The sequence below is a fragment of the Larkinella ripae genome, from assembly GCF_054780775.1.
This window is the reverse complement of record NZ_BAAGVR010000001.1, coordinates 714,993-727,281: the sequence shown is the minus strand read 5'-3', so window position 1 is coordinate 727,281 and position 12,289 is coordinate 714,993. Positions and strand designations below refer to the sequence as shown.

Annotated in this window: 7 protein-coding genes and 1 pseudogene; 3 read left to right on the top strand and 5 right to left on the bottom strand. The window is 54.7% G+C overall.

Features of this window, described 5'->3' with window-relative positions:
- The first annotated feature begins 20 nt into the window (after positions 1–20).
- A complete protein-coding gene (locus ACYVHX_RS03080; protein ID WP_460670121.1) occupies positions 21–455 on the top strand; it encodes a nuclear transport factor 2 family protein in 435 nt (144 codons plus the stop codon).
- 94 nt (positions 456–549) lie between these two features.
- Here ACYVHX_RS03080 and ACYVHX_RS03075 read toward each other — a convergent pair whose 3' ends face one another.
- The 4 genes and pseudogenes from ACYVHX_RS03075 to ACYVHX_RS03060 form a co-directional block, all read right to left on the bottom strand.
- Positions 550–1,023 carry a YdeI/OmpD-associated family protein gene (locus tag ACYVHX_RS03075; RefSeq protein ID WP_460670120.1) on the bottom strand — a complete coding sequence of 158 codons (474 nt, stop codon included), beginning with the start codon at positions 1,021–1,023 and terminating at the stop codon, positions 550–552.
- 62 nt (positions 1,024–1,085) lie between these two features.
- Positions 1,086–3,672, bottom strand: a pseudogene (gene ppsA, locus ACYVHX_RS03070) (phosphoenolpyruvate synthase).
- 12 nt (positions 3,673–3,684) lie between these two features.
- The gene (locus ACYVHX_RS03065) at positions 3,685–4,146 is read right to left on the bottom strand and encodes a MarR family winged helix-turn-helix transcriptional regulator (RefSeq protein WP_460670119.1); all 462 of its coding nucleotides are present in this window, start codon (positions 4,144–4,146) and stop codon (positions 3,685–3,687) included.
- A 160-nt stretch (positions 4,147–4,306) separates the two neighbouring features.
- On the bottom strand, positions 4,307–7,204 hold the full coding sequence (locus tag ACYVHX_RS03060; RefSeq protein WP_460670118.1) for a M16 family metallopeptidase: 2,898 nt from the start codon (positions 7,202–7,204) through the stop codon (positions 4,307–4,309).
- A gap of 352 nt (positions 7,205–7,556) precedes the next feature.
- Between ACYVHX_RS03060 and rhaT the strand changes: the two genes are divergently transcribed.
- Positions 7,557–8,594 carry an L-rhamnose/proton symporter RhaT gene (gene rhaT, locus ACYVHX_RS03055; protein ID WP_460670117.1) on the top strand — a complete coding sequence of 346 codons (1,038 nt, stop codon included), beginning with the start codon at positions 7,557–7,559 and terminating at the stop codon, positions 8,592–8,594.
- Positions 8,595–8,732: 138 nt separating this feature from the next.
- Entirely contained in the window at positions 8,733–10,100 is a 1,368-nt protein-coding gene (locus ACYVHX_RS03050; protein WP_460670116.1) for a histidine kinase, read from the top strand.
- Here ACYVHX_RS03050 and ACYVHX_RS03045 read toward each other — a convergent pair.
- Positions 10,097–12,271 carry a c-type cytochrome domain-containing protein gene (locus ACYVHX_RS03045; protein ID WP_460670418.1) on the bottom strand — a complete coding sequence of 725 codons (2,175 nt, stop codon included), beginning with the start codon at positions 12,269–12,271 and terminating at the stop codon, positions 10,097–10,099. The genes ACYVHX_RS03050 and ACYVHX_RS03045 overlap by 4 nt on opposite strands.
- Between the last annotated feature and the right edge of the window lie 18 nt (positions 12,272–12,289).

Below are 12,289 nucleotides of genomic sequence, written 5' to 3'. Positions count from 1 at the left end.
CCTTTCAAACCTGATTACCCATGAAAACCCTGAAATGCCTGATTTTGCTGTTGTTCGTATCCGGAAACCTGCTGGCGAACGAACCCGCCAAAGACGAAAAGCAAGCCGTTGAGCAGGCCGTCGAAAAACTTCGGAAAGCCATTGTGGATGCCGATAAAGCCACGCTGGAAGGTATTACCACCGACCAACTGACCTACGGCCACTCGAACGGTTTGCTGGAGGACAAAACCGCCTTTGTCAAAGCGCTGGTCAGTGGCGAGTCGGATTTTACGTCGATTGATCTGACGGAACAAACCGTGACGGTGGTGGATAACACGGCCTGGGTGCGGCACAAACTGGCCGGCAACACCAACAACAAGGGCGTTGCGGGCACGGCCAAGCTGGCGGTTCTGATGGTTTGGGTCAAGCAGAAAGGCGACTGGAAGCTGCTGGCGCGGCAGGCCGTGAAGATTTGAAGCCGGATCCAGTTTACGGTTTACGGTATTCCAAACTGACGTTAGCTACCGTAGCAACGACCAGCGAAAACCGTATACTAAAAACCGAAAACCGTCACCCTATTTTTCTGCCTTTCAGCAGCCGCTCGATGGTGATCGCTATGCGCTCCACTTTGGTTTCGTCGGTTTTGGCCGAATCGATCCAGTCGATGCACGCTTGCTGCTCGTCGGCGGTGCACTGCAAAAAGGTTTGGTGGGCGCGGGGTTCGTCTTCCAGACACAGCAATAAATCCTGGTGCGAATCGACCGGAGGCTGAATGGGATACAACCGAATCTGGACCCAATCGCCGGCCTGTTTTCCGATTCTTTTCCGGATTTCGGCTTTGACGGGCAGGAAAAGCTGGCCGTTGCCGAGCGGCATGAGCTGGGAATTGGTGAGTTCGTAGTCATCGATGCGGCCGTTTACTTTGACCCAGTTGAAGTACGACTTTTTATCCGGCTGAACTTCGGGAAGGGCGGCATAGGTCCAGCCGCCTTTTCCCTGAAATTTCTTCAGTTGATACAGGCCGTCGACCAGCGGTTTTTTCATAACAAGGCAGGGGAGACGATTCGGTTTTTGACGGCCAAAGATACGGATAAACCGCCGACCCGTTACAGGATTTCTACGTAACCGTCCGTTCCATTGACCCGAATCCGCTGGCCGTCTTTGATCAGCCGGGTCGCATTGTCCAGGCCGACAACGGCGGGCAGGCCATATTCCCGGGCGATCACGGCTCCGTGGGTCATCAATCCGCCCACTTCGGTAACCAGCCCTTTGATGGAGACGAACAGGGGTGTCCAGCTCGGGTCCGTAAAGGCGGTGACCAGAATATCACCCTCTTCCAGATTGGCTTCCTCCATCGTCAGAATCACCCGCGCCCGTCCCTCAATCAGGCCGGCCGAAACCGGTAGCCCCGCAATGGCTCCGGCTGGGAGGTTTTCGCGTTGGTACTGACCCGAAAAGATTTCGCCATCCGAGGTCATCACCCGGGGCGGATTCAGTTTTTGATAGCGTTGGTACGCGTCTTTCCGCCGGTCGATGATGCGGTGATCCAGGTGGTGGGTGCGGATCAGGTCGCGCAGTTCGTCAAACGTGAGGTAGTAGATGTCTTCTTTTTCGGGAAGAACGCCCACTCGTACGAAGGTTTCGGCTTCCTTTACCAAAGCCTGCTTGTAGATAAAATAGCGATTGACGATGCCGTATTTGGGATACTCCCGGTACCCGATGAAAGTCCGCAGCAGACCGATCTGGTGTTTTGTGGCTTCGGCCTTTTGCTCCCCATCCGGTAATTGCTTCAGGCGATCCAGTAATTCCTGTTCTTTTTGCAACGCTGCCCAACGGCCGTGCTCAAATTTCCGACGGCTGGCCCCCGGCTCGAAGTTTTTGATGTTGCTCAGAATCAGCGGAATCAGCGTACCCGGTTTTTCGCTCCAGCGGGTTCGGGTAATATCAATTTCTCCCACACCGCGCATGCCGTATTTTTCCAGAAACGCACGAATCGCGTTCCGGGCTTCGGCGCCACCCGCCAGCTGAACCAGCGCATCCCAAAAGCGTTCATCGTTGCCCTGCGGAAGATCGCTCCGCTGCAAATACGCAATGACGTCCGGATAGGGCCGCATCACATCGGCAACGTCCAGCAACGCCAGACCCATTTCCGAGGTAATGTTGTTGGGCGCCGACTGGGCGAGTGTATCCGCGACGGCTTTTTCGCCCAACCACTCCTGCATGTGTTCATTGATCCAGGCGGCCGCGTTGATGCCCGTCATAATGGCCCCAAAACTCTGCGGATACGATAAACTCTGCTGAAGTTTCAGCCGGTCTTCCAGAATAAAGTCGATCAGCTCCACGCCGGACTTCGTCTGAATATCCAGCTTCAAGGTGTCGATCAGTGCCTGGCTGTCCCTGATCAGGGTTGCAACGATGGTTGGATCGTTGGGGAGTTGCGTTTGAAAATTCGCGGGTGATGGCCCTTTCGGACCCGTACCGGGACCCGGTTCGGCCGGGTCGTTTGGCAAGGCCGGCACCACATCGCCCCGCTCCAGGAGGGTCGTCAGGATGTCCCGGATGAGTGGGTCGGATTTGCCCAGCACGTTGATCAGAAGCGCCCGCCCGGCCGGGGAAGCCAGGTCCCGGGCGACATCCACAAACAACCGGCCACCCGCCTGATACATGGGTCGGCCCGCCGTTAACTGCCACAGCGACAGGCCCAATGGCTTCATGGGGTCGGTCATCATCTGCTGGTGCCCCACCGATACGTAAATGTGCGGGCCGGGTTCGGGATTGTCGGGAATGGGGTACAGGGTCGTGATCGGGCGACTCTGGACAATGGAAAACGTCTCATCAACCAGACACCATTCGATATCCTGGGGCTGGCCGAAGTGGGCTTCGATGGTTCGGCCGATCTGCGCCAGCTGTATGATCTGCTGATCCGTCAGCACCGGCCGGTTCTGCTGCTCCGGTTCAAGCGCCTGTTCGCTCGTGCCGCCCGTTTTTACGGCCTGAATCGCCCGTTTTTTGGTCGCAATCCTCTTCCCGATCACCTGACCGGCCCGCACGTTGTACGTATCCGCATTGACCAGACCGGATACCAGGGCCTCACCCAGGCCAAAACCGGCGTCGATGGACAGTACGTTCCGGTTGGACGTAACGGGGTCGGCCGTAAACAAAATGCCAGCCGCCTGCGGAAAAACCATCTTCTGCACCACCACCGCCAGGTGGACATTCCGGTGGTCGAAGCGGTTTTGAAGGCGGTAGATGACCGCCCGATCCGTGAACAGCGACGCCCAGCACCGGCTGATGTGGTTTAGAATGGCTTGCTTTCCGATCACGTTCAGGTAGGTGTCCTGCTGACCGGCGAAGGAAGCCGTCGGCAGGTCTTCCGCCGTAGCGCTGGACCGCGATCTCGTCCGCCAGCTCCGCAGGGATGGCGATTTTCTCGATGATTGCGCGGATTCTGGCGCTGATTGCGCCGATGGCTTCCCGCTCTTCGGGCCTCAGCCGCGTCAGTTCTTCCAGCAGTTCTTCCAGCTCCGGGCGGTTTTTGGTTATTTTTTTATAGGCTTCGGTAGTCACGCAAAATCCCTCCGGCACCCGGATTCCCTTGATTCCGGACAGCTCCCCCAAATTGGCACCCTTGCCGCCGACCAGTCCCCACGTTGCTTTGTTGATCTCCTGAAAACCGAGTACGTACGCGCTCATCGTTTTGCTTTTTTACCGTTCCTGCTCGTTGAGTTGCTGGGTCGTTGCCTTCATGATATCAATCGACTTCAGGAAATACGTCTCAATAACCGTGCTTTCCTCGTTTGAAAACGAAGCAATGAGTTCCTCGGACTGGCGCCGGAATTCTTGATAGAGCGGTGCCAGCAGTGCCATGATGGTCGCGGTCATGGGCTCAATGAAAACCTTCCGCCGGTCCTCTTCCGCAAACCGCCTTTTCACCAGCTTTTTCTTTTCCAGCCGGTCGATCAAACCGGTAACGGCGCCGGTCGTCAGCCCCGTTAAACCGGAAAGCTCACCGGCTGTCATCGGTCCTTTCTGAATTAAAAATCCCAGGTATTTGTGATCCGTCCCCGACAGCCCGGCTTTTCGGGCAACGGCTTCGTGCATCTGAATGGACGAGTAAGCGTGTTGCTGACTCAGCTTTCGGATTCGTTCCAGGACTTCATTCTCCATTTTATGCCTTAGTAAATAAGTATCTTAGTTACAAAGATATTATTTGTTCTTCATTTTGCCAAAAAAGAATCTCATGCTTTTTCTGGTTTTCAGGACGCGGTTAAAACGCCAAAAGCCGCTCCTGAGCGGCTTTTGGCGTAGAGAAATCTGGTTATTCGTTTTACTCTTTCGGTTTGGTCGAAGACGCGCCACCGAGCGAAGCGGGCGTTGAGGTGCCTTCGGCCACGGCCGGATTGCCTTCTTTATCCAGTTCGACCACTTCGTAACCCAGCTTCTGCAAACCCGGTTTGACGGCTGATTTATTACCCACAACGGTGATGATCAGGTTATTCACCGGCAGCCGTTTTTGGGCAACCGCGTCGATTTCCTTTTTCGTCATGTTTTTCAGAATCTGACTCTGTTGCTCCACAAATTTGCCCGGCAGGTCGTAGTCGATGATCTGGTTCAGAAAGAGGGCCTTCTGGAACGAGGTTTCGTAGCGCAACGCATCCCGCTGGCCGACCGAGCTTTTCAGAAACGCCAGTTCGGCGTCCGTGATCCCGGTTTTTCCGTAGTTCGTAATTTCTTTCATGAACTCCACCACCGAGCTGTCGGTAGCTGCGGCTTTCACGCCCGCCGATGCCGTAAACGGTCCGGGCGCCTTGGTGCTGCTGAATACCGAGCGGGCCCCGTACGTCCAGCCTTTGTCTTCGCGCAGGTTCATGTTGATGCGGCTGTTGAAAGCACCCCCGAGAATGTAATTCGCCAACCCGGCCCGGTAAAATTCGCCCGTGACATCGAACGGAATATCGGTCAGGTAGCCGATCCGGATTTCCGACTGCGGAGCCTTGTCCTTATCGATCAGGTAAACCCGGGTTTTGTCGATTTTCCGGGCCAGAGCCGGTTTGGGCAGCTCAACGGGTTTGGCGGCCCATTTTTTCAGAAAATCGAGCTTGGGCAGAAAGGCGGTTTTTTCGACGTCACCCACCACGACGAGGTTGGTCACGGAAGGGGAGAAGTTCTGCTGATAAAACGCCTTAACATCGTCCAGCGTAATGCTTTCCACGGTTTTCGTTGTTCCGCTGGTCGGAACGCCCCGGATGTTGTCGTTGCCATACAGCAGTTTGTTGTAGGCTTTGTTGGCAATCACGACCGGCTGCGTGCTCTGGTTGGCAATCAGCTCAATCTGTTGTTTTTTCAGCCGGTCAAAATCCTGTTGCGCAAACTTGGGCCGGAACATTTTTTCCTCCACCAGCGCCAGTGTGGCGTCGAGGTTTTTGGTCAGCGACGAAACCGACACCTGAATTTCTTCCGTGGTGGCGTAGATCTGGATGCTGCTGCCCAGTTTTTCGAGTTTGGCGTTGATTTCCTCGTTGCTGAAGTTCTGCGTGGCTTCGTTCATCAAAGCCGCCGTAAGCTGGGCAATACCGGCTTTGGACGGATCTTTGGCCGACAGCAAGTGCCCCCCTTTGACCGAAAACAAGAGCGTCACATCGGGCACCTCGTCATTTTTCGTCCCGATTACTTTCAACCCGTTCGGCAGTTTATCGGTCCAGAACGGAGGCACTTTGACCGCCGGATTCGGACCTGAAGCCGGTTTTTTGGCGCGGTCGAACGCGTCTTTGGCCTTGACGTACTTCAAACCGGTGTAGCCGTAATCCGGCGCTTTGTACCCCGTCGTATCAATGGTGTAGTTGTCCGGATGGGCTACGATTTCTTTCTGGTCTTTGGGGTAAACCGTCAGAATAACGCCTTTTTTGCCTTTGACGTACTGGTTGTAGACCCGCATAATATCCGCTTTCGTCAGGTCCCTGTAGCGTTTCAGTTCTTTCGGTAAATAGTTCGGAGAACCAGTAAAGGTCTGGAACGAAGCCAGTTGGGAAACTTTACCGGCAACGCTCGACAAATAATTGACGATTTCGGCTTCGCGGGTGGCTTTGACCTGGGCCAGATCGTCGTCCGTAACGCCCCGTTTTTCAAATTCGGTCAACGTCGCACGGATAATGGCTTCGGCCGTGTCCAGCCTGACGTTCGGGAATGGCAAAACCGTAAACGTAAACTCACCCGCCAGTTCATTGGCCGGATGGCCCACGTTGGCCTGAACGGCTTTCTCGGTTTTCACCAGATTTTTGTAGAACAACGAGCTTTTACCACCGCCCAGAATCTGAGCCAGGGCGTCGAGCGGAGCTTCGTCCGGATGGAAACGCGGTACCGTCGGATACACCATCCGCAGCATCGGAAACCGGACGTTGTCTTCGTAGGATACGTAGCGATCTTGGTCAATCACCACCGCCGGGACTACGGTTTTGGTCACCGCCGGCCCTTTCGGAATGCCGCCAAAGTATTTTTGGGCCAGTTGCACCACCTGCTTCGGATCCACGTCACCACCGACGGTCAAAACCGCGTTGTTGGGGCCGTACCACCGCAGGAAGAAATTTTTCAAATCGTTGACATTCACCCGGTTCAGGTCTTCGATGTAACCGATGGTGAGCCAGGAATAGGGGTGGCCGTAGGGATACAGATTTTTGGCCGTGTACTCATACGCCAGTCCGTACGGGCGGTTGTCGTACGACTGCCCGCGTTCGTTTTTCACGGTGGCCCGCTGAATTTCAAATTTTTTCTGGGTCACGGCATCCAGCAGAAAGCCCATGCGGTCGGCTTCGAGCCAGAGCGCGCGTTCCAGCTGGTTACTGGGTACGGTTTCGAAGTAGTTGGTCCGGTCGGCGTTGGTGGTGCCGTTCAGGGTTCCGCCGGATTCGGTCACAATTTTAAAATGCTCGTCGTCGGCAACGTGGTCGGAGCCCTGAAACATCATGTGCTCAAAAAAGTGCGCAAAACCGGATTTGCCGATTTCCTCGCGCGCCGAACCGACGTGGTACGTAATATCGACGTGGACGATGGGATCGGAATGATCTTCGTGAACAACCAGTGTCAAGCCGTTGGGCAGCACGTACTTCTGATACGGAATGACCAGTTCGCCGTTTTTTCGGGTGACGGTTTCGACCAGTTTGGCCTGAGAAAAGGCCAGATGCGTCACTAAAAGGCCCAGAAGGCCGAAGAAATAGGGTCGTTTTCTCATAGATTTGCTGATGAACTTAGCTATACAAATTACGTAGAATAAGCGCAGCTTTAAAAGAATTCTGGCAACAAAGGCGCAGATTCTGCGGGGTTGCTGGAGGAAATGGGCCAATCACAAAATAAGCCCATTAGAAACCTAACGGGCTTATCCTACTAACCTATGATGAAATAGTATTCTACGGTGCAAAAATATTGAGTTAAAATGAACCAACTATACCGGACTCTCCTGCTTTTTTCAAAATACTTACCCGGTTTCATCATTAGAATACCCCGGGGGCCGGCTTTGTAGGTCAGGAGAGCGCAGGAAGGTGTTTCTCCGAAAACTGCACAGATTTGTTGAAAAAGCACTATACATGGCTGTATTCTGGGGTGTCGTTCTGCACGCAATCGGAGGATTCGCTTCCGGTAGTTTCTACTTACCATACAAAAAAGTACAAGGCTGGGCCTGGGAAAGTTACTGGCTCGTTGGCGGCATTTTCTCGTGGGTGTTTGCCCCGCTGATTTTCGGCTGGATGACCGTGCCGAATCTGTTCGACGTGCTGGCGGCTGCGCCGACCGAAACGAAGTGGTGGTCGTATTTCTGGGGCGTACTCTGGGGGTTCGGCGGCCTGACCTTCGGCCTGACCATGCGCTACCTGGGGTTGTCGCTCGGGATGGCCGTGGTGCTGGGGCTCTGTGCGGTTTTCGGCACCATCGTGCCGCCGATCTGGCTGGGGCAATTCAGCGATCTGGTGCGAACAACCTCGGGTCAGGTGATTATGCTGGGGCTGGCCGTCTGTGTGCTGGGCATCTCAATTTGCGGAATCGCCGGAATGATGAAGGAAAAGTCGATGTCGGACGAGAAAAAAAAGGAAACCATCGCGGAATTCGATCTCAAGAAGGGCATTCTGGTAGCGGTTTTTTCGGGCGTCATGAGCGCCTGTATGTCCTTCGGCCTGACCGCCGGCCAGCCCATTGCCGAGCTGGCGATCCAGAACGGGGCCGATCCGCTCTACATGAACAACGCTCCGCTGGTGTTTATTCTGCTGGGCGGTTTGACGACCAACGCCCTCTGGTGCATCTACCTCAACATCAAAAATAAAACCTATACCGACTACCGCAACGTTACGGCGCCGGCCGTCCGGAACATCATTTTCTGCGCGCTGGCGGGTACTACCTGGTACCTGCAATTTTTCTTCTACGGCATGGGCGACAGCAAAATGGGCGAATACCGGTTTTCGGGCTGGACGCTGCACATGGCGTTCATCATTGCGTTCAGCAGTTTCTGGGGGCTCTATCTGCACGAATGGCGGGGGGCCAACCGCCCCACCATGCGCACCATTACGCTCGGCATTGCCACGGTAGTTTTCTCGACCGTCGTTGTCGGAATTGGGAATTATCTGGCGGAGTAAGGGTCCGGTCCGGATAGGCAGCTTATTCTGAGCAGCGTTCGGTGGCTTCGATTTTCTGCCCGGTTTTTCCGAAATTGCGCTGCAGAGCCGGCACAAGGCCCCGTCTATGGACCATCGCGTTGCTCTCTTTCATTTCCTATGGCTGGTGAAGCGGTATTGTTTCTGTATGTCGGTGCGGTGGGTGCCATCTTTCTGTTGAATGCCTTTCAGTGGAGTTTTTCCCGCGACTGGATTTACGGCATTTTTACCCTACAAACGTTCACCTGGTTTGCTTATGCCTTTTTTCAGCGGGTGTATCTTTCGGATGAATCGCTGACGACGGCCGATTACATGACCATTCACCTGGGGGTGCATAGCCTGGCTCAGATTGCTTACCTGGAATTAGTTTACAATTTATTCGACGTTCCGCACCGCTGCCCTCGCCTGCGAGGGTGGTTGCGCGGGAGCCAGTTCGTGGCCCTGATTTATCCGTTGGCGGAAATCAGTTTGCTGATCGCTACGCAGAAGACCTGGCAGGCAACCGCGTGGCATACGGCCATCGCTTCCCTCTACTGGATGCTATTGATCGGCAATTGTCTGACCGGCATCTGGATTGCCACCCGGAGCCGGAATGCGGTAGGCTGGTACTTTTTGGCCGGGAGCACATTGCTGCTGCTGCATGAAATTAATTCACTGGGCAACTACATTGGGCCTTTCTATCCGTTGCCCACCACGCAAGCCAGTATTAACCTGGCCAAGCAGATTCTGGGTGGTGGTCTCATCCTGGAACTGCTGAGTTTTTCGCTGGCCCTGGCGCTGCGCCAACGACAGCTTGCCGTCGCCCAGGCTGTGGAGCAAACGCGCCGGGAAGCGAAACTGATTCAAGAACGCCTGGAAGCTGAATTGGCGGTCCGGTGGCTGGAAAAAGAAAAAACGGACGCGCAGTTGCGGGCGATGCAGGCGCAGGTGAATCCGCACTTTCTCTTCAATAGCCTCAACTCACTGTCTTCGCTGATCGAAGAAGAACCGGAGCGGGCGAGCCAGTTTGTGGACCAGCTCAGCGTTGTTTATCGCTATCTATTGCGCGCCAACGATCAGCAGCTGGCGACCTTTTCGAGCGAACTTGAGTTCATTCAGTCCTATTACCATCTGCTGAAAACCCGTCACGGACAGGGTCTGCACCTGCTCATTCGGGTGAGTCCCGAAGATTTGTCGCATTGGTTGCCGCCCCTGACCTTGCAGTTGCTGGTGGAAAATGCAGTGAAACACAATGTGGTATCGCTCAAACGGCCTCTGACGATTGAAATTCTCAGCCATGGAGCCGGGTATTTGACGGTACGCAACAACCTGCAGCGAAAAGCGACCCGCGTTTTGTCCAATGGGGTCGGGCTGTCGACCATTGCCACTTATTACCAGAAGTATGGCCAGTCAGCCCCCGTCCTGAGCGAAGAAAATGGACAATTTTCGATCACGCTGCCCTTGATTCTGCCCGCTGCGAATCTGGCCGCAACCGAATCGCCAGGTTAATTAATAAACATCTCGTCCACCAGCACCAGACCCGGTTTTCCTTTGCCGCCGTGCCATTCCGGCAGCGTACACGGTTTGGCCACGATTTTCAGATACGCCACGGTTTGCGGTTTGAAGGTGCAGGTGACATTCGTCAGGCTGTGCTCGTCGCCTTTGCTGGGCATCTTCGGCTTGACGGTCGAGAGCAGCTTCAGGTTGTCGCGGGTGTCGCCCCCCCAGACTTCGACGGAGCCCGGCGGAAAAATGCCGGTGGCTTCTTCGATCATGATCCGCAGCGAAACGGACGAAGCCGTAACCGGTTTTTTAAACTCCGATACCACCACCATGTCGTTGTTGCGAACGCCGGTCCAGTTGTTGGCCCAGGCCGGACTGTTGGCATTAAACGTACCCAGTTTCTGGTCGAAAAGGGATTTGGGACCTTCGGCCTGATGCACCCGGTTCAGGGGCTGTAACAGGTTGATGCTGTCGGGTTTGTAGGCACATTTAAAGAAGTCGAAGGTGGCCACGCTGCTGCCGTACCAGCCGTCTTTGTAGGCTTTGGCTTTGATGGTGGTCATGTCGGTCAACACGGTTTTGTTGTCGAAAACCGGTGAATGAATGCTGTCGGGCTCGGTGCCGTCGGTCGTATACCGAATCTGAACGCCTTTGATCGGGTGCCGCAGATCCAGCGCCAGCGTCTGGTTAAACACCACCGAGCTGTTTTTCACCTGGGGCGGATTCAGCGTCAGCGGATTGCTGCCGTCGTCTTTAAAACCGGCAATGAACGTAATGTTCCGGTTGGCTTTCTGCAACTGCTGAATCTCCGAAGGCGACAGTTTGGTTTCCCACAGCGACACGGTTTTCAGGCTTTTGAAATCGCGGATCTGGTTCTGCAAATCGGCGTACGTGACCTTCGTACCGGAGAGCGTCAGGCTTTTCAGGTGCGGCAAACTGCTCAGCTCTTTCAGGGCGTTGCCGGTCACATCGGTAAAATTCAAATCCAGTTTTTCCAGGTTTTCAAACTGGCTGATCGTTTTCAGATCGGCATCTTTCACCGGTAATTTGTTCAGGCTCAGCGAGACAACCTGCTTTTTGATGTCACTCAGTTCCTGCAATTTCTCGGCCGAATACGTGCTGCGGTTGTACAGATTGACGGCCAGCGCCGGAGACTCTTTCGCCAGCGGAGCGATGGTGCGGTAATCATTGTTCAGCTTCTGGACGGTTTCTTCGTCAGCCGCGGCAAATTCATAAACCATTTCGGACTGCTCCGTGGCCTTGAAACGAGTAGCGGCCAGTTGGCGCAGCGAATCGGACGCCGGCAAATCCACCACTTTGGCTTTAAAATCCGGGCGGCCTTTCACCCACAGCGCCAGCAGCGTCACCTCGTCCGCGGTCAACTGCGTTTTGCCCCGGGGCGGCATGTGTTTTTTATCGTCTTCCGACAAATGAATCCGCTCGAGCAGCAGGCTTTGGTCGGGATGACCGGCTTTGAACAGCTTTCCGGTTTTTCCGCCTTTCAGAATCGCGTCCACATCCGCCAGGCTGAGTTGTCCCTTCAGTTTCTCCGGATTGTGGCAACTCAGGCATTTCTGCTCAAAAATGGGCTTGATGACGTGATCGAAGACCAAAGCCTCGTTGAGGGCCACCGGTTCAGCCTCCGCCTGGCTGGTGATGGGCCCCGAAATGAAATTGTCGCCGTGCGTCAAAACCGCCCCGTAGTGCCCGGCACCCACCAGAAAAAAAACCGCCAGAATCGCCCCGGATTTCGCCACCGGAGCCTTATACCAGCTTTTGTTTCGGCTCCAGTAAATGAAGCAGGACAGGTAAAAAAGCAGAATGCCCGTCCATTTGTGCCATTGCAGCACCGCGCCCGCGTACCCTTCTTCCCGGGACAGAAACAGACCCATAATTACCGTAACAGCCGCCGACAGAATGCCGACCAGCAGCAGGTTACTCAGAAAGCCCCGGTAAAACTCGTTTCTGGAATAGGCTTCGTTGAAACGAAACATCTCCATCGCCATCGCCAGCAGCAGGATGACAATCGGAAAATGCAAAAAGAGCGGGTGCATCCGTCCGACGGGTTGCAGCCAGGTCGGCACCACGAGTTTACTCTCAAACAGCAACAGAAATAAAATGAAGACGGCAGAAGCAAACAACGCCTGCTCGGCCAGACTTTTGACCTGTTTAGTCATCACAAAATCAATCCAGTG